Genomic DNA, 22,186 nt, shown 5'->3' with positions numbered 1-22,186 from the left:
CCGGTCCCTCCCCGCACCTAGCCGCGAAGCAGACCGCGCAGCCGGGTCATGCGCTCCGGCGCGGGACGCTCCGCGACAGCGTGGGGCAGCGCCTGGTCCACGCCCTGCACGACCGAAAGATGCCGTTCCGCCCGTCCGAACGCGGTGTACACCCAGGCCCGGTCCAGGGCCTGGACGGCATCGCCCGGCAGGACCACTACGGCGGCAGGCCACCGCTGGCCGGCCGCTTGGTGCGCGGTGACCGCCCAGCCGTGCCGTACCGTCTCGGCGACCCGCTCCCGTGCCACGGTGACCGGATGCCCGGCACACTCCAGTCGCAGCCCGTCCGCGTCGGCCGAGACCACGGAGCCGATGACGGAGCGCCCCGCGGCGGGGGAGCAGACCACCCGGTCACCCGGGTCGAAGCCGCCGAACCGGCCAGGGCCCGGGTTCAGCCGCTCCTTCAAGGCCGCGTTCAGCACCCGGGTGCCCGCCGCGCCGCCATGGCCCGGCGTGATCACCTGAGTCTGCTCGGTGGGCACCCCGATGGCCCGCGGCACCGAGTCCGCGACCAGCTGCACGGTGCGGTGCACCGCCTCCCCGGCATCCCGCACAGGAACGATCACAACCTCCTTGCCGGGCGCCGCCACTTGGCCCAGCTCGCCGATCCCGATCCCCGAGACCAGCTCGCCGACCGGGCCGGGATCCGGTGTCCGGGAGGCCACCTGCGGACAGATCCGGGCCGCGAGCAGGTCGGTCAGTACCTGACCCGCGCCGGCCGCCCCGAGCACCCGCGGGTCGCCGCTGAGGACCAGCCGGGCACCGTCGGGCAGTGACTCCACGAGCGTCGCCGCTGTCTCGGCGTCCAGCTGCGGAGCGTCCAGCACGGCGAGCAGATCGATGTCATACGCCCCGTCCTCGTCCCGCCCGGGCCCCTCCCGCCCGGCCAGCAGCCCGGCAACGGTCACTACGGCGGGCAGGGGCTCCTCGGCGGACTCCTCGTCTGCGCGGGCGGCGGTGCCGATGAGCGCCGCGAGCCGCTGGCGGCCGTCCTCGCTGTGGACCGCCGCACAGGCGCGCAGCCCCAGTGCCCGCGCCGCGGCCACCAGCGCCGCGGGCTCCGCCCGCGCGGCTTCGCCGCCGGTGTGGACGACCAGACCACTGCCCGCCGCGGCGCGGATGAGCTCCGCCGTGGAGGGCGACACCGCCGCGGCGGCGGTGTCCTCCCAGGCCGAACGACTGGCCGCGGTGTCCTCCTCGCCGGGCGGCGCGAAGGTGTTCACCAGCCGGTTCAGCCCGTCGGCAAGGCTCTCCTCGGCCAGCGCCCAGCGGTCCAGGCCCAGCAGGATCCGTACGGGCTGCTCCTCCCCGGCCTCCCCGGCCTCTCCGGCCCCCGCGATCTCCTCGGCCTCCCCGGCCGTGGGCTGGCTGCTGCCATCGCTGATGATGTCGTGGAAGGCCAGCACCGCACCGGCCTCCACCGCCTCGCGGACCGCCCCTTCCGGATCGGGCACGCCGTACTGTGCGAGCCCCTTGCCCAGCGCCGTGGCCTCCAGCGCGGTGTGCCCGGAGCGCGCCGCCCGCTCCAGCAGCCAGACCACCAGGGCCTGAGCCCGCCGTGGCTCATCCGGGCCGCACCCCCTGGCCTCCGCGCCCAGCAGCGCCCGGGCGAAGGAGTCCGCCTGCTCGGGCCGGACTCCGGCGACCGCCAGCAGCCGCCAGGGGTCCTCGCGCAGTCCCTCGGCGGCCTGCTGGCCGAGCGCCGCCACGACCGCGCGGCCCAGGGACTCCGGGGCCCCGCCCTCGGCCAGCACCGTCCGCACCTCGTCCGGCACCGTGACCGGTCCCGGCTCCCCGGCAGCGGGGGTGGGAGCAGGCGTCGGTGTGGCGGCCCGCCGGGGCCGGGAGGCGGGCTCGGGGGCGGCGAAGAACTCCGCGGCCGAGCGCTCGCCGCTTTCCACCGCGCGCACGGCGGCAAGCAGCTCGGCTGCCTTGCCCTGGGGGCCCTGAGGGATGGTCACAGCGCGCTCCAGTCCTGATCGGGATAGTGGTGCACCGGGGCGGACACATCGTCCAGCGCCTGGTTGATCTCATCAGGAAGAGTAAGGGCTTCCACCGACAAAGCCTCTGTGAGCTGCTGTGATGTCCGCGCGCCAACGATCGGCGCGGCCACTCCCGGCCGGTCACGCACCCATGCCAGGGCCACCTGGAGCGGGGTGACCGCCAGCCCGTCGGCCGCTATGGCGACCGCGTCCACGATCCGTCCCGCCGCCTCGTCGAGATACGGCGCCACAAAAGCCGCCAGCCGCTCCGAGGCGCCCCGTGAGCCCACCGGGCTCGCCCCGCTCCGGTACTTCCCGGTCAGCACCCCGCGACCCAGCGGTGAGGACGGCAGCAGCCCGACCCCCAGATCGAGCGCGGCGGGCAGCACTTCCCGCTCCACGCCCCGCTGGAGCAGCGAATACTCCATCTGTGTGCTCGCCAGCCGGGTACGTGTTCCCGGTGCGGCGAGCTGCCAGGTGGCGGCCTTGGCGAGCTGCCAGCCGCAGAAGTTGGAGACCCCGGCATAGCGGGCACGGCCGCTGCTCACCGCGATATCCAGCGTCTGCAGCGTCTCCTCCAGCGGCGTCCGCGGGTCGAAGGCGTGGACCTGCCAGAGGTCGACATAGTCGGTGCCGAGCCGCTGCAGTGAGGCATCCAGCGCCGCGAGCAGGTGCCCGCGCGAGCCGTCGAAGCGCCGGTACGGGTCCGGCACGCTGCCCGCCTTGGTCGCGATCACCAGCTCCCGCCTGGGCACCAGACCGTCCAGCAGCCGCCCCAGAAGATATTCCGCACCGCCGTCCGCGTAGACATCGGCGGTGTCCACCAGGGTGCCGCCCGCTTCCCAGAACGTCTTCAGCAGGTCGGCGGCGTGCTGCTCGGCGTGCTGTTCCATGAAGCCGTGCTCCCCGGTGTCCCGCGCCCAGGTGAGGGTGCCCAGTCCGATCCGGGATACGCGCAGGCCCGTGTGGCCCAGGTGCCGTGGCTCCATGGGCGTTGAGACTACTTCCGGGGGCGCGCTAGAGTCCGGGGGACAGTTACGTTACTGATCAGTAAGGAGAGCGCGATGCGACTCGGGATCAACCTCGGTTACTGGGGCGCCGGGATGGACCAGGACAATCTCGCGGTCGCGCAGGAGGCTGACCGCCTCGGCTACGCGGTCTGCTGGGCCGCTGAGGCCTATGGCTCCGATGCGCCCACAGTGCTCTCCTGGGTGGCGGCCCAGACCGAGCGGATCGACGTCGGCTCCGGCATCTTCCAGATCCCGGCCCGTACGCCCGCCATGACCGCCATGACCGCGGCCACCCTCGACTCGCTCTCCGGCGGACGCTTTCGGCTGGGCCTGGGCGTCTCCGGTCCGCAGGTCTCCGAGGGCTGGTACGGCGTGAAGTTCGACAAGCCGCTCGCCCGCACCCGCGAATACGTCGAGATTGTCCGCAAGGCGATGTCCCGCGAGCGGCTGACCCACTCCGGTGAGCACTGGACCCTGCCGCTGCCGGACGGCCCGGGCAAGCCCATCAAGCTCACCGTCCACCCGGTACGCGAGCACATTCCGCTCTACATCGCCGCCATCGGCCCGAAGAACCTGGAGCAGACCGGTGAGATCGCCGATGGCGCCCTGCTGATCTTCTTCGCGCCTGAGCACGCCGAGGAGACGACCCTCGGCTCGCTGCGTGCCGGATGCGAGAAGGCGGGCAAGGACCTTGCGGACTTCGATGTCTGCCCGACCGTGCCGATGGCGGTCGGCGATGATGTGGACGCGCTGGCCGACCAGTTCCGCCCGTACACCGCGCTCTATGTGGGGGGCATGGGCAGCCGTAAGCAGAACTTCTACAACAGGCTCGCCCAGCGCATGGGTTACGAGAAGGAGGCCGCCGAGATCCAGGACAAGTACCTGGCCGGCGACAAGGAGGGCGCCGCCGCGGCCGTGCCCCGGCAGCTCATCGACTCCACCACCCTGCTCGGCCCCGTCGACCGGATCGCCGACCGGATGCGGGCCTACGCCGAAGCCGGGGTGACCACGCTCTCGCTGGCACCCGCGGGCTTCACCCTGGACGAGCGGATCGCCTCGCTGCGGGCGGCGGTCGAGGCCATGGAACGGGCCGGGCTGGCGTAACCCCCGCCCCTCTCTACGCGTTCTGCGGCCGTGGTGGGGGCTCGGGGTCTTCCCCGCCACGGCCGTCATTCAGCACAACGCCCACCGGCCCCGAGGGGTTACGCCCGGCCTGCCTTACGCTGGCTGGCATGCCCACGCTGCTGCTTGTGCGCCATGGCCGGTCCACCGCCAACACCTCCGGAGTGCTCGCGGGCCGTACGCCCGGCGTCGCGCTGGACGACCGGGGCGTCGCACAGGCCGCCGCCCTGCCTGAACGGTTCGCCGGACTCCCGCTGGCCGCCGCTGTACACAGCCCACTGCGGCGCTGCCGGGAGACCCTTGAACCGCTGGCAGCACAGCGGCCGGAGCTGAAGATCACCGCCGATGAGCGCATCGGCGAGTGCGACTACGGCGACTGGACGGGCCGTAAGCTCGCCGAACTCGCGGATGAACCGCTGATGGCCACCGTTCAGCAGCATCCCAGCGCCGCCGTCTTCCCCGGCGGTGAGTCGATGCGCGCCATGCAGCAGCGCGCCGTTGAGGCCGTACGGGACTGGAACATCCGCGTTGAGGCGGAGCACGGGGCGGACGCGTTCTATCTGATGTGCTCGCACGGCGACATCATCAAGTCGATCGTTGCCGACGCCCTCGGTATGCATCTGGACCTGTTCCAGCGGATCTCCGTCGCACCCGGCACCGTCACCGTGATCCGCTACACCCCGCTGCGGCCCTTTCTGCTGCGGCTCGGCGAGACCGGGGCACTCGGGTCGCTGGCCCCGCGTGAGGATTCCACGTCCCCCGGCGGGCGGGAGGGAAACCCGGCGGACGCCGCTGTCGGGGGCGGTGCGTAAGCGCGTTGATCAGTACGGGCAGTAGGGTGCCAGTGACCCCAGTAGTCGAATCCGTTGGAGCGGACGTGTCCCGTCAGGTGTTCCTCTACGACCCCCCGGACCGATTTGTCGCCGGTACGGTCGGGCTGCCCGGACGGCGCACCTTCTTCCTGCAGGCGTCCGCAGGCAGCCGTACCACCAGCGTCGCCCTGGAGAAGGCCCAGGTCGAAGCGCTGGCCGAGCGGATCGATGAGCTCCTTGACGAGGTCGTACGGCGCAGCGGCGGCAGCGCGCCCGTCCCGGCCGTAGCGCCGTCCGAGGTCTCCGACACCGAGCCGCTGGAGTCGCCCGTTGAGGAAGAATTCCGGGTTGGCACCATGGCGCTCGCCTGGGACGGGGAGAGCGAGCGGATGGTCGTTGAGGCGCAGGCCCTGGTTGAATTGGAGGCCGACTCCGAAGAGGACCTCGCCGAGGCCGAGGAGCGGCTGCTCCAGGACGACGAGAACGGCCCGCCCATGCTCCGGGTACGGCTCAGCGGGGCCATGGCGCGGGCCTTCGCCAAGCGCGCCATGGAGGTCGTCAACGCGGGCCGTCCGCCCTGCCCGCTGTGCAGTCTGCCGCTTGATCCGGAAGGACACGTATGTCCGCGCCAGAACGGATACCGCCGCGGGGCGGCGTGACCCCGGAAGCCCTGGCCACGCTGCTGGCCAGCGGCGAGCTGACGGTGCGCGGGCGCATCCGGGAGGCGTCCAACGCGGTGCTCTACGGCACGGTCGCCGCCGACGGCCAGAACACGCCCTGTGTCTACAAACCAGTCGCGGGGGAACGCCCGCTGTGGGACTTCCCCGACGGCACCCTCGCCCAGCGCGAGGTGGCCACGTACGAGGTCTGCCGGGCGCTGGGCTGGGACTTGGTGCCGCCCACGGTCCTGCGGGACGGGCCCTATGGCGAAGGCATGTGCCAGCAGTGGGTCGGGCCCGCCCCGGACACGGCGGAGGCGGAGCCGCTGGCGGCGGAGGAGCTCCTCGCGCTGGTGGACAGCGAGGAGCCCGAGCCGGGCTGGAAAGCTGTGGGCCTCGCGGACGTGGGCCAAGGCCGCACCGCGCTGCTGGTGCACGCCGATGATGAGCGGCTGCGCCGGCTCGCCGTGCTGGACGCGGTGATCAACAATGCCGACCGCAAGGGCGGCCATCTGCTGCCGCTGCCGGACGGCCGGCTGTTCGCCATCGATCACGGGGTCACCTTCCACACCGACGACAAGCTGCGCACCCTGCTGTGGGGGTGGTCCGGCGAGCCCTTGCCCGCCGAGGCGCTGGCGTCGCTGCGCGCGCTGGCCGACGAACTCTCCGGGGGGCGGCCGCTGGCCACCCGGCTGGCCGAGCTGATCACCCCGGCCGAGCTGGACGCGCTGCGCAAGCGAACCGACGCCCTGCTGCACACCGGACGCCACCCCCTGCCCAGCGGCGACTGGCCCGCCATCCCCTGGCCACCGGTGTAGGTGCCCGGGGGGAATCCCCCTGACCCACCCCTTCCCGAAACTGTGGGCTTACGCCCCCAGACCCCCACCCGTGTTGTGGGCAGTCGTTCCGCCCGAGGGGCGATGGGGGTCCCCCCATGCCCTTAAGGCTATGGGGGAGGGTGGGCACAACACCCGGCCACCGGCCCGCACCGGCCAACCCCGGGGGCCCCGGGGCGGAGCCCCGGTTTCCGGGAAGGGGCGGGACACGGGGACACCCACCCACGGCACGCCCGCAGCCGGGCGATGCCCCGCCACGCGGCTGAGCCGCATATCGGCACAGCCGGGAAGGGGCGGGAATTGGGGAACCCCCACCCACAGCACCCCGCAGCCGGGCGAAGCCCCGCCACGCGGCAGAGCCGCAGCGGCGATCCCCGGGGCCCTGGGGGCGGAGCCCCGCCGCGCGGCGGAGCCGGCTTCCGTGCGCACGGTTTCGGCCATCTGCGCAGGTGCCGTTCGTTTCAAGAACAACCGTCCGGTTAGGCTCGTGTCCATGCATGCCTGGCCCGCTTCCGAGGTCCCCGCCCTGCCTGGCAAGGGCCGCGACCTCAGGATCCACGACACCGCGACCGGCGGACGGGTAACCCTCGCCCCCGGTCCCGTCGCCCGTATCTACGTCTGTGGCATCACGCCTTACGACGCCACCCATCTGGGGCACGCGGCGACGTACAACGCGTTCGACCTCGTGCAGCGCGTATGGCTCGACACGAAGCGGCAGGTCCACTACGTACAGAACGTCACCGACATCGACGACCCCCTCCTGGAGCGGGCCGGCGCCACCGGGCAGGACTGGACCGAGCTGGCCGAGCGCGAGACCGCGCTCTTCCGGGAGGACATGACCGCCCTGCGGATGCTCCCCCCGAGGCAGTTCATCGGCGCCGTGGAGTCAATACCCAGGATTATCCCCCTCGTTGAGCGACTGCGTGACGCCGGTGCCGCCTATGAGCTTGAGGGCGACATCTACTTCTCCGTCGAAGCCGACCCGCACTTCGGTGAGGTCTCCGGGCTGGACGCCGAGGCCATGCGGCTGCTCTCCGCCGAGCGCGGCGGGGACCCGGACCGCCCGGGGAAGAAGAACCCGCTGGACCCGATGCTGTGGATGGCCGCCCGCGACGGTGAACCGCGCTGGGACGGCGCCTCACTCGGGCCCGGCCGGCCCGGCTGGCACATCGAGTGCGTCGCCATCGCCCTCCAATATCTCGGTATGGGCTTCGACGTTCAGGGTGGCGGCTCCGATCTCGCCTTTCCGCACCATGAGATGGGCGCCTCGCACGCCCAAGCGCTCACTGGCGACTACCCGTTCGCGAAGACGTATGTGCACGCCGGTATGGTCGCCCTGAACGGCGAGAAGATGTCGAAGTCCAAGGGCAACCTGGTCTTTGTCTCCGCCCTGCGCCGGGACGGGGTCGACCCGGCCGCCATCCGGCTCACGTTGCTGGCCCGCCACTACCGCGCGGACTGGGAGTACACCGACGCGGTACTCGAAGAGGCCACCGCCCGGCTGGGCCGCTGGCGCGCCGCCGTCTCCCGCCCCGACGGTCCCGGCGCCGACGCGCTGGTCGAGGAGATCCGCGCGGCGCTCGCCAACGATCTCGACACCCCCGCCGCGCTGGCCGCGGTCGACCGCTGGGCCGCCACCCAGCACTCGTCGGGTGGTACGGACGAGGGCGCCCCCGGCCTGGTCTCCCGGGCCGTGGACGCCCTCCTGGGTGTCGCACTCTGAACGTCTTGCCGCGGCGGCGTTCTTTCTGCAGCGCTACTTCTCCGAGCCGTCGGAGTCGTCCGGTTCTTCCGTTGAACCGGATGTCTCCGGCGGCTCTTCCGTGTCACCGGGCTTCCGCTTCGGCGGCCGGGTGCGGCCGCTGCCCGTATCGCGCAGATACGAGCCCGTGTCACCGGCACCGCCGACGCCACCGAGCCCGCTGTCCGTGGCGTGCCCGCCATGCCCGCCCGGCTGGCCGTCGCGGCGCCGCAGATAGCGCTCAAACTCCTTGGCGATCGCCTCGCCGGATGCCTCCGGCAGCTCCGCGGTGTCCCGTGCCTCCTCCAGCGACTGGACGTACTCCGCCACCTCACTGTCCTCGGCCGCCAGCTGGTCCACGCCCAGCTGCCAGGCCCGGGCGTCCTCCGGGAGCTCACCCAGCGGGATCCGCACACCGAGCAGGTCCTCCAGCCGGTTCAGCAGGGCGAGAGTGGCCTTGGGGTTGGGCGGCTGCGAGACATAGTGCGGCACTGCGGCCCACAGGCTCACGGCCGGTACGCCGGCGTGGGTGCACGCCTCCTGCAGGATGCCGACGATGCCCGTGGGGCCCTCGTAGCGGGACTCCTCCAGGTCGAGCGTGCGCGCCAGGTCCGCGTCCGAGGTGACACCGGTGACCGGTACCGGACGGGTGTGCGGGGTGTCGCCGAGCAGCGCGCCCAGCACGACGACCATCTCCACGCCCAGCTCATGGGCGAAGCCCAGCAGCTCATTGCAGAACGACCGCCACCGCATGCTCGGCTCGATGCCGCGCACCAGCACCAGGTCCCGTGGCTTGTCACCGCCCACCCGGACCACCGACAGCCGGGTCGTCGGCCAGGTGATCTTCCGCACCCCGCCGTCCAGCCACACATGCGGCCGGTTGACCTGGAAGTCGTAGTAATCCTCGGCGTCCAGCGCCGCGAATACCTCGCCCTTCCATTCCCGGTCCAAGTGCCCGACCGCGGTGGAGGCGGCGTCGCCGGCGTCGTTCCAGCCTTCGAACGCGGCCACCATAACCGGGTCGACCAGCTCGGGAACCCCCTCGAGCTCGATCACCCAGTGCCTCCTTCCGGCCGGGACGAAGTCGTCCACTCCGCACCGGCTGCCGTTCGTTGTACGTGCGGGCCCAGCCTACGGCGTGACGGTGCCCATGCCGCAGCCCTCGCACGCCTATGAGCCTGCTGAGTCGGTCCCGCCCCGCTGGCGGGCCGGAATCCGCCCGGCTCGGCCGGGCGTCACCCGCGGGACGAGCCATGTTTCGCCGGGTGACATAACTCCCGTACCCGCCCCGCTGGGGCATTGCGGCGTCGCCGCTGGTCACCACAACTGGCCTGGCAGCGCGGGCAACTTGGCTGAAACACCTCAGTGACCATCGGTACCGGTGTGCGTTACCCGTATGAACGCGCGTACCCGTATGACCGAGCGGCGTGCGCGCTCGGTCATACGGGTACGGCACCGCCGGACCAGGTCAGGCCTGGCGATCGCCCAGCAGCTTCTCCACCCGGTCCTGCACCTCCGGGGTGTCCAGGCCACGGATGGTCACCGTGGTGCGACGGCGGAGCACATCGTCGACGGTCTGGGCCCACTCGTGGTCCCGGGCGTAGACGACCTGCGCCCAGATCTCCGGGCCGTCCGGGTGGATCCGCTCAGCGAGCGACGGGTCCTCGTTCACCAGGCGGGCGATGTCGAAGGACAGCGCCCCGTAGTGGGTGGCGAGATGCCGCGCGGTCAGCGGGTCGAGCCGGGTACTGGGCTCGCGGTCCACCAGCAGCCGGTGTGCGACCGCGTTGGGGTTGGCGATGCCCGGCAGCGGCACCCGGCGGGGCAGCTGCGAGATCGGCTCCATGTCCTCGTTCAGCGGCCCGCCGGGCAGCTGAGCGAGCTTGTTCATGACGGTGCGGCCGATGTGCCGGTACGTGGTCCACTTGCCGCCCGCGACCGACAGCATGCCGCCCCGGCCCTCGGTGACGACGGTCTCGCGCTTGGCGGACTCGACGCCGCCCGGACCGCCGGGCAGCACCCGCAGGCCCGCGAAGGCATAGGTGATCAGATCACGGGAGAGGTGCTCGTCACGGACCGAGAAGGCCGCCTCCTCCAGGATCTGCTGGATATCGGCCTCGGTGGCGCGGACGTCGGCCGGGTCGCCCTCGTACGCCTCGTCCGTGGTGCCCAGCATGAGCTGGTCCTCCCACGGCAGGGCGAACGTGATGCGGTACTTGTCGACCGGGGTGGCCATGGCGGCCTTCCACGGCGCCTTGCGCTTGAGCACCACATGAGCACCCTTGGACAGCCGGATGCTGGGCGCGGCGCCCGCGTACTCCATCGTCCGCAGGTGGTCGATCCAGGGCCCGGTGGCGTTGAGCACCAGCCGGGCGTTCACCCCGAACTCGGTGCCGTCCAGCCGGTCCTTGAGCTCCGCACCGGTCACCCGGCCATGGGTGAAGCGCAGCCCGGTGACCTCGGCGTGATTGAGGACCACAGCGCCCGACTCGACGGCCGCCCGGACCGTCATGACGGCGACCCGGGAGTCGTTCATCTGGTGGTCGCCGTAGACCGCGACCGCCTTGAGGTTCTCGGTGCGAAGCCCGGGGTTGTCGGCGGCGGCCTTGGCCGGGGATATCACCCGGCCGACACCGTCACCGAAGGCGGAGAGCGCGGAGTAGGCGAAGACGCCCGCGCCCAGCTTGACGGCGCCGTGCGGGCCGCCCTTGTAGACCGGCAGATAGAAGGTGAGCGGATTGACCAGGTGCGGAGCCACATCCTTGGCCAGCACCCGCCGCTCGTGGTGGTTCTCCGCGACCAGCTTGACCGAGCCGGTCTGCAGATAGCGCAGTCCGCCGTGGACCAGCTTCGAGGACGCGGACGAAGTGGCACCGGCGAAGTCGCCGGCGTCCACCATCGCCACCCGCAGCCCCGACTGCGCCGCATGCCAGGCCACCGAGGTGCCCAGGATGCCGCCGCCGATGACCAGGAGGTCGTATGTCGCGTTCGCGAGCACCTCTCTTGTCTCGGCACGGCCAGGGTTGAAACCGGCAGCCGGGTGCGTCCCAAGGGTGGGGACGCTCTGCAGGGTGTTCATGCTGATCAGTTCTCCTCTTCGAGCCAGCCCATGGTCCGCTCGACGGCCTTGAGCCAGTTCTTGTACTCGCGGTCGCGTACGTCCGCATCCATATGGGGGGTCCACTCAGCGGCCCGGCGCCAGTTGGCGCGCAGCGCGTCGGTGTCGGGCCAGTAGCCGACGGCCAGGCCGGCCGCGTAGGCAGCGCCGAGGCAGGTGGTCTCGGCGACCATGGGCCGCACCACGGGCGCGTCCACGAAGTCCGAGATGGCCTGCATCAGCAGGTTGTTGGAGGTCATTCCGCCGTCGACCTTGAGCGCGGTCAGCTCGACACCGGAGTCCTTGGCCATCGCGTCGACGATCTCGCGCGTCTGCCAGGCGGTGGCCTCGAGCACGGCCCGCGCCAGGTGGGCCTTGGTCACATAGCGGGTGAGGCCCGCGATGACACCGCGCGCGTCCGAGCGCCAGTACGGGGCGAAGAGACCGGAGAAGGCCGGTACGAAGTAGGCGCCGCCGTTGTCCTCGACGGAGCTGGCCAGGGTCTCGATCTCGGCCGCGGTGCTGATCAGGCCCATCTGGTCCCGCATCCACTGCACCAGCGCCCCGGTGACCGCGATCGCGCCCTCCAGGGCGTAGACCGGCTCCTGGTCGCCGATGCGGTAGCCGACGGTGGTCAGCAGGCCGTTGTAGGAGTTGACAGGCTCATTGCCGGTGTTCATCAGCAGGAAGGTGCCGGTGCCATAGGTCGACTTGCCCTCACCGGTGGCGAAGCAGGTCTGCCCGAACAGGGCGGCCTGCTGGTCGCCGAGCGCGGAGGCGACCGGTACACCGTCCAGCGCACCGCCCTTGGCGAGGCCGTACACCTCGGCGGAGGAGCGGATCTCGGGCAGCACCGCCATGGGGACGCCCATGGACTGGCAGATCTTCTCGTCCCAGGCCATGGTGTGCAGGTTCATGAGCATGGTGCGGGAGGCGTTGGTGACGTCGGTGACGTGCACGCCGCCGTCCGTACCACCCGTGAGGTTCCAGATGACCCAGGAGTCCATGGTGCCGAAGAGGATCTCGCCGCGCTCGGCACGCTCACGCAGTCCCTCGACATGGTCGAGCGTCCAGACGATCTTGGGCCCAGAGAAGTAGGAGGCGAGCGGGAGGCCCGTCTCCCGGCGGAAGCGGTCCTGGCCGACGTTACGGCCCAGCTCCTTGCAGAGCGTGTCGGTGCGGGTGTCCTGCCAGACGAGTGCGTTGTGGACGGGCTCACCGGTCTTCTTGTCCCACAGCACGGTTGTCTCGCGCTGGTTGGTGATGCCGATGGCCTTGACATCGTCCCGGGTGATGCCCGCCTTGGCGATCGCCCCGTCGACGACCTCCTTGACGTTGGTCCAGATCTCCATGGCGTCGTGCTCGACCCAGCCCGGCTTCGGGAAGATCTGCTCGTGCTCCTTCTGGTCGACCGCGACGATCCGGCCGTCGGTGTCGAAGACGATGCAGCGGCTGGAGGTGGTGCCCTGGTCGATCGCGGCGATAAATGGGCCGGTGGTGTGGCTGTCAGTCATAGTGTGGATACTCCAAGAAGTCGTGTGGGGAAAGGAGAAAGCCTCAGGCGAACGCGAGCTGGTAGATGCCGCCGGCCAGCGCGCCGCCGAGCAGCGGACCAACGACCGGAACCCACGCATAGCTCCAGTCTGAACCGCCCTTGTTCGGCAGCGGCAGCAGTGCGTGCACGATACGCGGGCCGAGGTCACGAGCGGGGTTGATCGCGTACCCGGTCGGGCCGCCGAGCGAGAGGCCGATACCCACGACGACAAGAGCGACGATGAGCACTCCGGTGCCGGAGACCGCCAGGCCCTCGGTGAGCCCCAGGGAGAGGATCGCCAGGACCAGTACAAAGGTGCCGATGGCCTCGGTGGCCAGGTTCTGCGCCGCGTTACGGATCTCCGGACCGGTGGAGAACACGCCGAGCACCGGGCCGGGGCCCTTGACCTGCTTTTCCTCCCGGTCGGCGACCGCGGTGGCCTGGGCGCCCGGACCACCGACCACCTCCCGGTCGGTGAGGTGGGCCACGAAGTGGCCGTAGTAGGCGACCCAGACCAGGACGGCGCCGATCATCGCACCGAGCAGCTGGCCCGCGAAGTAGAAGGGCACCTTGTCCCAGGCGCCTTCCTTGATGGCTATGCCGACCGTGACAGCCGGGTTCAGGTGCGCGCCGGAAACACCGACGGAGATATAAGCGCCGGTGAGGACCGCGAGGCCCCAGCCCAAGGTGATGGCGAGCCACCCGGCGTTAAAAGACTTTGTGCGCTTGAGGACGACGCCAGCGACGACACCGCCGCCGAGCAGAATGAGAACGCCAGTACCGATGATCTCGCCGATGAGAATGTCGGAGGTGGACACCCGCGACTCCTTTGTTCAAGGGGGATGGCGGAAACCGGGTCCCGTCCGGTGTTCGACAATGTCGACCGCCGCACGGCAGTTTTCTCCTCCAGGGGGGTGTCGTCAAGAGGTGTGAACGCCCAGAATCTCGAACGTGTCTGAATCGTGCCTTGTCCAGCCGTGGCCGAGGGCCTAGAAGCGGCTGGCTCCCAGGTCGCGCGAGACGGCGCGGGCACAGTCCCGTACGGAGGCCACGAGCTCGGCATGGATGACACCGTCCTCGCACACCCGTTCCACCGCGCCGGTTATGCCGACCGCGCCGACCGGCAGCCGCCGCCGGTCATGGATCGGGGCGGCGATCGAGGCGACGCCTTCCCAGGTCTCCTCCACATCGGAGGCCCAGCCACGTGTCCGGGCCATCTCCAGGGATGCCTCAAGATCCGCCAGCTCGGTCACCGTACGGTCGGTGAAGGGCTGCCGCTTCGCCTCCACCACCTCGCTGTGCGCCACCGGGTCGTACGCCGAGAGCACCTTTCCCATGGCGGTGCTGTGCAGCGGCTGCATCGCGCCGATCTCCAGCACCTGACGGCTGTCATCGGGCCGGAAGACGTGGTGCACCACCAGCACGCCCTGCTGGTGGAGCACGCCCAGATAGACGGCCTCACCACTGGAGCGGGCCAGGTCATCGGACCACACCAGGGCACGGGCACGGAGCTCGTGCACATCCAGATAGCTGTTGCCGAGCCTCAGCAGCTCCGCGCCCAGCTGGTACCGGCCCGAGGCCTCGTCCTGCTCCACAAAGCCCTCCTGCTGGAGGGTGCGCAGCAGCCCGTGTGCGGTGCCCTTGGCCAGCCCGAGGGTGTAGGCGATATCTGAGAGTCCAAGCCGCCGCTCACCACCAGCGAGCAGGCGCAGTACCGCCGCTGCCCGCTCCAGTGACTGGATGCTCCGGGCCATCGGACAACCTCTCTCCCCTGCCGCTCATGGCGGCGACAAATGGTCGACAATGCCGAACGCTATCGGACCATGCCGATGTCCTGGTAGCCAGCGTGAGTCTACGGCCGTCCACGCATCGGAATGCCTCCCGGTCGAATCGCCCTGACCGCTACCCTGACCGGGTGCGTCTGCCCAACGGAAGACGCAAAGCCGACAGCCGTCGCATTCCAGGGAGCACGTTCATGTCCTCGCCGACACTTCCGCCCGCATCGGACACCCCCCGAGCAGAGACCCTGCGGGAGGCGCTTGCCTCCCGCGTCGTTGTCGCTGATGGGGCGATGGGCACGATGCTCCAGGCACAGGACCCCAGCATGGCGGACTTCCAGCAGCTTGAGGGCTGTAATGAGGTCTTGAACATCACCCGACCGGACATCGTCCGGTCGGTGCATGAGGAGTACTTCGCGGTCGGTGTGGACTGTGTGGAGACCAACACCTTCGGTGCGAATCATGCTGCCCTGGCGGAGTACGACATCGCCGACCGGATCTTCGAGCTGTCGGAGTCGGGTGCGCGTATCGCGCGGGATGTGGCCGATGAGTTCCAGGCGGACGGCCGGGCTCGCTGGGTGCTGGGGTCGATGGGGCCGGGTACCAAGCTGCCGACGCTGGGCCACGCCCCGTACACCGTGCTGCGCGACGCCTACCAGCGCAACGCCGAGGGCCTGATCGCCGGCGGCTCGGACGCGCTGCTGGTGGAGACGACCCAGGACCTGCTGCAGACCAAGGCCGCCGTGCTGGGGGCCCGGCGGGCGCTGGAGGCCACCGGCGTCGATATGCCGGTGATCTGCTCGGTGACGGTGGAGACGACCGGCACGATGCTGCTGGGCTCGGAGATCGGGGCGGCGCTCACGGCGCTGGAGCCGCTGGGCATCGACATCATCGGGATGAACTGTGCGACGGGCCCGGCGGAGATGAGTGAGCATCTGCGCTATCTGGCCCGGCACTCCCGGATCCCGCTGGCCTGTATGCCCAACGCCGGGCTCCCGGTGCTGGGCAAGGACGGCGCCCACTACCCGCTGACCGCGGGGGAGCTGGCGGACGCGCAGGAGACCTTTGTCCGGGAGTACGGGCTGTCGCTGGTGGGCGGCTGCTGCGGTACGACACCGGAGCATCTGCGGCAGGTCGTCGAGCGCGTCCGGGATCTGACACCGGCCGTACGCGAGCCCAGGCCCGAGCCCGGGGCGGCGTCTCTCTACCAGAGCGTTCCCTTCCGGCAGGACACCGCGTATCTGGCCATCGGGGAGCGCACGAACGCCAACGGCAGCAAGAAGTTCCGCGAGGCCATGCTGGACGGCCGCTGGGACGACTGTGTGGAGATGGTCCGGGACCAGATCCGCGAGGGCGCCCACATGCTGGATCTGTGTGTCGACTATGTGGGCCGGGACGGTGTGGCCGACATGGCGGAGCTGGCCGGACGCTTCGCCACCGCTTCGACACTGCCGATCGTGCTGGACTCCACCGAGGTCGACGTCATCCGGGCCGGTCTGGAGAAGCTGGGCGGCCGGGCGGTGATCAACTCGGTGAACTACGAGGACGGCGACGGCCCCAACTCGCGGTTCGCGAAGGTGACCACGCTGGCCCGGGAGCACGGGGCCGCGCTGATGGCCCTGACCATCGATGAGGAGGGCCAAGCCCGCACGGTGGAGCACAAGGTCGCCATCGCCGAGCGGCTGATCGCCGATCTCACCGGGAACTGGGGCATCCATGAGTGCGACATCATCATCGACTGCCTGACCTTTACGATCTGCACCGGACAGGAGGAGTCCCGTAAGGACGGGGTCAACACCATCGAGGCGATCCGGGAGCTCAAGCGCCGTCACCCCGATGTCCAGACGACCCTGGGACTGTCGAACATCTCCTTCGGTCTGAACCCGGCCGCCCGTATCGTCCTCAACTCGGTCTTCCTCGATGAGTGTGTCAAGGCCGGTCTGGACTCGGCGATCGTGCACGCCTCGAAGATCCTGCCGATCGCCCGGCTGGAGGAGGAACAGGTCAAGGTCGCCCTCGACCTGATCTATGACCGCCGCAGTGAGGGCTACGACCCGCTCCAGCGGCTGCTGGAGCTGTTCGAAGGCGTCGATACGAAGTCGATGAAGGCGGGCAAGGCCGAGGAACTGGCCGCGCTGCCGCTGGAGGAGCGCCTCAAGCACCGGATCATCGACGGCGAGAAGAACGGCCTGGAAGCGGACCTGGACGCGGCGCTGGCGGAGCGACCGGCGCTGGACATCGTCAACGACACACTGCTGGCGGGGATGAAGGTCGTCGGAGAGCTGTTCGGTTCCGGCCAGATGCAGCTGCCCTTCGTGCTGCAGTCGGCTGAGGTGATGAAGACGGCGGTCGCCTATCTCGAACCGCACATGGAGAAGACCGACGACGAGGGCAAGGGCACCATCGTGCTGGCCACCGTGCGCGGAGATGTGCACGATATCGGCAAGAACCTGGTGGACATCATCCTGTCCAACAACGGCTACAACGTGGTGAATCTCGGCATCAAGCAGCCGGTGGCGGCGATCCTGGACGCGGCCGAGGAGCACCGGGCCGATGTGATCGGCATGTCCGGGCTGCTGGTGAAATCCACCGTGATCATGAAAGAGAACCTGGAAGAGCTCAACCAGCGTGGCATGGCAGCGGACTTCCCCGTCATCCTCGGCGGCGCCGCCCTGACCCGCGCCTATGTGGAGCAGGATCTGCACGAGATCTACCAGGGCGAAGTCCGCTACGCCCGCGACGCTTTCGAAGGGCTGCGCCTGATGGACGCCCTTATCGCCGTCAAGCGCGGTGTGCCCGGTGCCACCCTGCCCGAGCTCAAGCAGCGCCGGGTGCCCAAACGCGACATCCAGATCACCGAGTCGTCCCCGGACGAGGGGCCGGCGCGCTCCGATGTCGGCACCGACAACCCGATTCCCACGCCGCCGTTCTGGGGCACCCGCGTCATCAAGGGCATCCAGCTCAAGGAGTACGCCTCCTGGCTGGACGAAGGCGCCCTGTTCAAGGGGCAGTGGGGGCTCAAGCAGGCACGGACGGGGGAGGGGCCCGGCTATGAGGAGTTGGTGGAGAGCGAGGGCAGGCCACGGCTGCGTGGCCTGCTGGACAAGCTCCACACAGAGAACCTGTTGGAAGCCGCCGTCGTCTACGGCTACTTCCCCTGCCACTCCGAGGGCGACGACCTGGTCCTGCTGAACGAGGACGGCTCCGAGCGCACCCGCTTCACCTTCCCCCGCCAGCGCCGGGGCCGTCGGCTGTGTCTGGCCGACTTCTTCCGTCCCGCCGAGGCCGGTGAACGTGATGTGGTCGGCCTCCAGGTGGTCACCGTCGGTTCGAAGATCGGCGAGGCCACCGCCGACCTCTTCGCCGCCAACGCGTACCGCGACTACCTGGAGTTGCACGGCTTGTCCGTCCAGCTCGCCGAGGCACTGGCCGAGTACTGGCACGCCCGGGTCCGCGCCGAGCTGGGCTTCGCGGGGGAGGACCCCGGCGATATCGAAGATATGTTCGCACTCAAGTACCGGGGTGCGCGCTTCTCCCTGGGCTATGGCGCCTGCCCTGACCTGGGGGACCGCGCCAAAATCGCTGAACTGCTGCAGCCTGAACGCATCGGCGTAAAGCTCTCTGAAGAGTTCCAGCTGCACCCCGAGCAGTCCACCGACGCCATCGTCATCCACCACCCCGAGGCGAAATACTTCAACGCGCGTTAAACGATCGTCGTACACTGTTCGGTCCGGTACAGGCCGGTTGTCCGTTCCTCCGGGAGTGGGCAACCGGCCTTCTCGTCCCCTACGGAGGTGTACGCGGATGACCAGTTCCATCCCCGCCGTTGTCACCCGTATGGCCGAAGGCTCCGCCTTGCAGGCCGTGCTGCTCGACATGGACGGCACTCTGGTCGACACCGAGGGCTTCTGGTGGGACGCTGAAGTCGAGGCGTTCGCGGAGCTCGGGCATGTTCTCGCTGAAGAACACCGGGAGATCGTCGTCGGCGGCCCGATGAGCCGCAGCGCCGCCTACCTGATTCAGGCCACCGGCGCCGACATCACTCTCCCAGAGCTCTCCGCCCTGCTGAACGCCAAGTTCACCGAGCGCATCGAGCAGGGCGTGCCGCTGATGCCCGGGGCCAGAAGGCTGCTGGCCGAGCTCGCGGCGCACCAGGTGCCCACCGCCCTGGTCTCCGCCTCGCACCGCGGCATCATCGACCGCATGCTGCACTCCCTGGGACCGGAGAACTTCGCCCTGTCCATTTCCGGCGATGAACTCGAACGTACGAAGCCACACCCGGAGCCCTACCTGACGGCGGCCAGCCGACTGGGAGTTGACCCCGCCCGGTGTGCCGCGGTGGAGGACACGGCGACCGGCGTGACTTCGGCGGAGACCGCTGGCTGCAGTGTGGTGGCGGTGCCGTCCGTGGCACCGATCAAGCCTGCCGCGGGGCGGGCGGTGGTCGGTTCCCTGGAGGAAGTCGACCTGCCATTTCTGCGCTCTCTGATCACCATCGTGCACTGAGCGTGCCTCAGGCGCCGTTTTCTGGCACACATGAAAAACCCTCAGCAGCTGTGTGCTTATTTTCCGTGAACATGACCGTGGCTGAATTCATCTGTTGCGCTGAGGTATTGACAGAGTGATGTTTCTCACCTAAAGGGAGGTCGACAAGGGTCGTCTGAGTCGTTCTCCCGGTGGCTCGGGGGCTCGCTGGCGTGGTCAAGTATCCGGATTAGTGCCTGTTCATGCGATACGTACCGGCGTTCGAATACCGGATGCTCGTCCGCCGTTATCGGTGCGCGATACCGCTCCCATGACTCCCTGTTCAGACACCATGTATCCCAACTACTAATGTCTGCCTCCCGGACACGAGACCACAGCAACAACCCAGTGCCGGGTGAGGGAGACCACCGAAGATGAACCACAGGACGCCTGTGCTGCCCGCGCCGGCGGGCGTACTGGCCGCCACCGATCACTCCGTGGCGACCAGAGAAACCCCCGCTTCGTCTGGTCCCGCGGCGGCCTGCGACATCGCGTCCTGGAACGTCTCACTGCCCAGCGGCATCACCAAGGTGCGAGCCACCCCCGAAAGGGAGCTCGCCAACCCCGCCGCAGCGATCGTGTACATCGTCGCCGACGAGCGGCCTCTACTGCCGTTGTGACAGAGCAAACAGTACGTCGCAGCCCGCGACGGCATCACCGGGGCCGAGCAGGCACTCAACTCCTCCCCGGTACGAGCCGAACCCCCCTAGAACAAGGTGAGAAAGTGCGAGTGAGGAATCGGGCCACATGGCCGGCGCTCCCCCTCAGCGCGGCCCTGGCGGCCGCACTGCTGAGCGGCTGTGGAAACGGCGATGGAAACGCCGGCAAGGGCGAGTCAATCGTCATGGGGATGACGGACAAGGTGCTGTCCATCGACCCCGCGTCCGGATATGACCCCGGATCATGGCTGGTCTTCAACAATGTCTTCCAGTCCCTGCTCAACTTCCCCAAGGGCGGCGGCCAGCCGCAGCCCGAGGCAGCCGAGAAGTGCGGCTTCCGCGACAGCGACAGCAAGGTCTACGCCTGCACCCTCAAGAGCGGACTGAAGTTCAGCAACGGTCACTCCCTCACGTCCAAGGACGTCAAGCACTCCTTCGACCGCACCCTCACGATCAATGACGATGACGGTCCGGCCGTCATGCTGCAGACCATCGACGAGATCAAGACACCGGACGAGAAGACCGTCGTCTTCCACCTCAACACCTCGGACGCCACCTTCCCCCAGAAGATCGCCTCCGGCGCCGGATCCATCGTCGACCACCGCGAATACCCGGCCGACAAGCTCCGCACGGACAACGAGGCCATCGGATCCGGTGTCTACACCCTCGACAGCTTCGGAGACAAAGAAGCCGTCTTCTCCGTCAACCCGGGATACAAAGGCCGCGCCAAGGTCCAGAACTCCGGAATGCGGATGAAATTCTTCAGCGACCCCTCAACGCTGAAGAAGGCCGTCAAAAACCGGGACGTCGATCTCGCCTACCGCGGTCTGGCCACCGAGGACATCGCTGAGCTCGAAGCTTCCACCACCAGCGCCAAGCAGGGCGTCAAGGTCGTCGAGGGCGGCAGCGCCGAAGTCCACCACCTGGTCTTCAACCACGACCACCCGGTGACCGGCAAGGCGGGTGTCCGGCAGGCCATCGCCTACCTGATCGACCGCTCCACCCTCGTACGCGATGTGTACAAGCGCACCGCCGAACCGCTGTACTCGATCGTCCCCTCCGGGATCACCGGTCACAACACCGCCTTCTTCGACCGCTACGGCGAACGCCCGCAGCCCAAGAAGGCCGCCGCCGCCCTGCACGCCGAAAACATCACCGGCAAGGTGAAGCTCACCCTGTGGTCCACCCCCGTGCGCTACGGCCCCGGCACCGACCAGGAGGTCGCAGCGATCGCCGAACAGCTCAACGCGAGCGGCCTCTTCGATGTCGACGTCAAGAGCACCGAACTCAAGCAGTACGACAAGGACATCGCTGACGGCAAGTACGGCGCCTACGTCAAGGGCTGGGTCCCCGACTACCCCGACGCGGACAACTTCACCGATCCGTTCTTCGGCGAGGACAACGTCCTGCACAACAACTACAAGCCCGGCCGGATCACCCAGGAGCTCCTGCCGCGCACCGCGGCCGCCAGCAACCGGGCCGCCACCGTCGAGGACTTCGGCACGGTGCAGGACATCGTCGCCAAGGACCTGCCGGTCCTGCCCATCTGGCAAGGCAAGCAGTACGCCGTCGCCCGCGAGAACATCGCCGGTCTGGAGTGGACCCTCGATGCCTCGACCGTCTTCCGCTTCTGGGAGATCAGCAAGGGCGCGGAAAGCTGAACCCCACCGCCCCGGGACGTGTCACTGCGTCCCGGGACGGACCAGCCCACTCTCATACGCGTAGACCGCGGCCTGCACCCGGTCGCGGAGCCCCAGCTTGGTCAGCACATGCCCGACATGGGTCTTGACCGTTGTCTCGCTCACAAACAGATCCGCCGCGATCTCCGCGTTCGACAGGCCCCGGGCCACCAGCTTCAGCACCTCCACCTCGCGCTCGGTCAGCGTGTGCAGCGTGTCCGGCACCGGATCCTCACCCGTCGGCAGCTTCCCCGCGTACTTGTCCAGCAGCCGACGCGTGATGCTCGGCGCGAGCATCGCCTCACCCGCCGCGACCACCCGGATGGCCTGCACCAGCTCCTGCGCGGGCGCGTCCTTCAGCAGAAAGCCGCTCGCCCCCGCCCGCAGCGCCTCCACCACATACTCATCCAGATCAAAGGTCGTCAGCACCAGCACCTTCGCCGGACCGTCCTTCGCCGGACCGGTGATCTGCCGGGTCGCCTCCACCCCGTCCATGCGCGGCATCCGGATGTCCATCAGCACCACATCGGGCTGCAGCGCCCGCACCTGGTCCAGGGCCTGAAGACCGTCCCCGGCCTCTCCCACCACGGCGATGTCCTGCTCCGCCTCCAGAATCATCCGGAAACCGGTGCGCAGCAGCGGCTGGTCATCGACCAGCAGGACGCGGATTGCCACAGGAAAACTCCTTCGTAGGCCGTCAGGCACAGGCGGCCC

General features: G+C 69.4%; 16 protein-coding genes and 1 pseudogene. 9 read left to right on the top strand and 8 right to left on the bottom strand.

Annotated features, from left to right (window positions below; all coding sequences use genetic code 11):
- Nucleotides 1–17 precede the first annotated feature (17 nt).
- Nucleotides 18–2,021: pseudogene (locus test1122_RS01430) on the bottom strand (helix-hairpin-helix domain-containing protein); the annotation flags it as partial.
- A complete protein-coding gene (locus test1122_RS01425) occupies nt 1,997–3,010 on the bottom strand; it encodes an aldo/keto reductase (protein ID WP_232267320.1) in 1,014 nt (337 codons plus the stop codon). The gene test1122_RS01425 and the pseudogene test1122_RS01430, both read right to left, overlap by 25 nt.
- A 75-nt stretch (nt 3,011–3,085) precedes the next feature.
- On the opposite strand from test1122_RS01425, the gene test1122_RS01420 reads away from it, so the two are divergent.
- The 5 genes from test1122_RS01420 (at nt 3,086) to mshC (ending at nt 8,183) form a co-directional block, all read left to right on the top strand.
- Nucleotides 3,086–4,135, top strand: a complete 1,050-nt coding sequence (locus test1122_RS01420) for an LLM class F420-dependent oxidoreductase (RefSeq protein ID WP_232267319.1) — start codon at nt 3,086–3,088, stop codon at nt 4,133–4,135.
- A 128-nt stretch (nt 4,136–4,263) separates the two neighbouring features.
- Nucleotides 4,264–4,965, top strand: a complete 702-nt coding sequence (locus test1122_RS01415; RefSeq protein WP_232267318.1) for a histidine phosphatase family protein — start codon at nt 4,264–4,266, stop codon at nt 4,963–4,965.
- Between the two features lie 65 nt (nt 4,966–5,030).
- Nucleotides 5,031–5,624 carry a DUF3090 domain-containing protein gene (locus tag test1122_RS01410; protein WP_232267317.1) on the top strand — a complete coding sequence of 198 codons (594 nt, stop codon included), beginning with the start codon at nt 5,031–5,033 and terminating at the stop codon, nt 5,622–5,624.
- Nucleotides 5,585–6,442: an SCO1664 family protein gene (locus tag test1122_RS01405; protein WP_232267316.1), complete on the top strand. Its 858-nt coding sequence runs from the start codon at nt 5,585–5,587 to the stop codon at nt 6,440–6,442. Before test1122_RS01410 ends, test1122_RS01405 begins: the two co-directional genes overlap by 40 nt.
- 511 nt (nt 6,443–6,953) lie before the next feature.
- Entirely contained in the window at nt 6,954–8,183 is a 1,230-nt protein-coding gene (gene mshC / locus test1122_RS01400; protein ID WP_232267315.1) for a cysteine--1-D-myo-inosityl 2-amino-2-deoxy-alpha-D-glucopyranoside ligase, read from the top strand.
- 33 nt (nt 8,184–8,216) lie between these two features.
- On the opposite strand, the gene test1122_RS01395 is transcribed toward mshC, so the two are convergent.
- The 5 genes from test1122_RS01395 to test1122_RS01375 form a co-directional block, all read right to left on the bottom strand.
- On the bottom strand, nt 8,217–9,257 hold the full coding sequence (locus tag test1122_RS01395) for a PAC2 family protein (RefSeq protein WP_232267314.1): 1,041 nt from the start codon (nt 9,255–9,257) through the stop codon (nt 8,217–8,219).
- Between the two features lie 412 nt (nt 9,258–9,669).
- A complete protein-coding gene (locus tag test1122_RS01390; RefSeq protein ID WP_232267313.1) occupies nt 9,670–11,280 on the bottom strand; it encodes a glycerol-3-phosphate dehydrogenase/oxidase in 1,611 nt (536 codons plus the stop codon).
- 5 nt (nt 11,281–11,285) lie between these two features.
- Nucleotides 11,286–12,812 (bottom strand): glycerol kinase GlpK, encoded by a 1,527-nt coding sequence (gene glpK, locus test1122_RS01385; protein ID WP_232267312.1) that lies wholly within the window; start codon nt 12,810–12,812, stop codon nt 11,286–11,288.
- A 43-nt stretch (nt 12,813–12,855) separates the two neighbouring features.
- The gene (locus test1122_RS01380; protein WP_232267311.1) at nt 12,856–13,650 is read right to left on the bottom strand and encodes an MIP/aquaporin family protein; all 795 of its coding nucleotides are present in this window, start codon (nt 13,648–13,650) and stop codon (nt 12,856–12,858) included.
- Between the two features lie 171 nt (nt 13,651–13,821).
- Complete coding sequence (locus tag test1122_RS01375) at nt 13,822–14,586, bottom strand: IclR family transcriptional regulator (protein WP_232267310.1); 765 nt, start codon at nt 14,584–14,586, stop codon at nt 13,822–13,824.
- Between the two features lie 221 nt (nt 14,587–14,807).
- On the opposite strand from test1122_RS01375, the gene metH reads away from it, so the two are divergent.
- The 4 genes from metH to test1122_RS01355 all read left to right on the top strand — a co-directional run bounded on the left by metH (nt 14,808) and on the right by test1122_RS01355 (nt 21,454).
- On the top strand, nt 14,808–18,317 hold the full coding sequence (gene metH / locus test1122_RS01370) for a methionine synthase (RefSeq protein ID WP_232267309.1): 3,510 nt from the start codon (nt 14,808–14,810) through the stop codon (nt 18,315–18,317).
- Nucleotides 18,318–18,414: 97 nt separating this feature from the next.
- Nucleotides 18,415–19,116 (top strand): HAD family hydrolase, encoded by a 702-nt coding sequence (locus test1122_RS01365; protein WP_232267308.1) that lies wholly within the window; start codon nt 18,415–18,417, stop codon nt 19,114–19,116.
- Between the two features lie 392 nt (nt 19,117–19,508).
- Nucleotides 19,509–19,754: a hypothetical protein gene (locus test1122_RS01360; protein WP_232267307.1), complete on the top strand. Its 246-nt coding sequence runs from the start codon at nt 19,509–19,511 to the stop codon at nt 19,752–19,754.
- A 110-nt stretch (nt 19,755–19,864) separates the two neighbouring features.
- On the top strand, nt 19,865–21,454 hold the full coding sequence (locus test1122_RS01355) for an ABC transporter substrate-binding protein (RefSeq protein WP_232271701.1): 1,590 nt from the start codon (nt 19,865–19,867) through the stop codon (nt 21,452–21,454).
- 21 nt (nt 21,455–21,475) lie between these two features.
- Here test1122_RS01355 and test1122_RS01350 read toward each other — a convergent pair whose 3' ends face one another.
- A complete protein-coding gene (locus test1122_RS01350; RefSeq protein ID WP_232267306.1) occupies nt 21,476–22,147 on the bottom strand; it encodes a response regulator in 672 nt (223 codons plus the stop codon).
- Nucleotides 22,148–22,186 lie beyond the last annotated feature (39 nt).

It is taken from the genome of Streptomyces gobiensis, from assembly GCF_021216675.1.
GTDB classification, from domain to species: domain Bacteria; phylum Actinomycetota; class Actinomycetes; order Streptomycetales; family Streptomycetaceae; genus Streptomyces; species Streptomyces gobiensis.
This window is presented reverse-complemented; position numbering and strand designations above follow the sequence as displayed.

Bases quoted from the DNA above. Each gene is read 5' to 3' on its own strand.
- test1122_RS01425 (WP_232267320.1), bottom strand. From the start codon at position 3,010: ATGGAGCCACGGCACCTGGGCCACACGGGCCTGCGCGTATCCCGGATC.
- test1122_RS01420 (WP_232267319.1), top strand. From the start codon at position 3,086: ATGCGACTCGGGATCAACCTCGGTTACTGGGGCGCCGGGATGGACCAG.
- test1122_RS01415 (WP_232267318.1), top strand. From the start codon at position 4,264: ATGCCCACGCTGCTGCTTGTGCGCCATGGCCGGTCCACCGCCAACACC.
- test1122_RS01405 (WP_232267316.1), top strand. From the start codon at position 5,585: ATGTCCGCGCCAGAACGGATACCGCCGCGGGGCGGCGTGACCCCGGAA.
- mshC (WP_232267315.1), top strand. From the start codon at position 6,954: ATGCATGCCTGGCCCGCTTCCGAGGTCCCCGCCCTGCCTGGCAAGGGC.
- test1122_RS01390 (WP_232267313.1), bottom strand. From the start codon at position 11,280: ATGAACACCCTGCAGAGCGTCCCCACCCTTGGGACGCACCCGGCTGCC.
- glpK (WP_232267312.1), bottom strand. From the start codon at position 12,812: ATGACTGACAGCCACACCACCGGCCCATTTATCGCCGCGATCGACCAG.
- test1122_RS01375 (WP_232267310.1), bottom strand. From the start codon at position 14,586: ATGGCCCGGAGCATCCAGTCACTGGAGCGGGCAGCGGCGGTACTGCGC.
- metH (WP_232267309.1), top strand. From the start codon at position 14,808: ATGTCCTCGCCGACACTTCCGCCCGCATCGGACACCCCCCGAGCAGAG.
- test1122_RS01365 (WP_232267308.1), top strand. From the start codon at position 18,415: ATGACCAGTTCCATCCCCGCCGTTGTCACCCGTATGGCCGAAGGCTCC.
- test1122_RS01360 (WP_232267307.1), top strand. From the start codon at position 19,509: ATGAACCACAGGACGCCTGTGCTGCCCGCGCCGGCGGGCGTACTGGCC.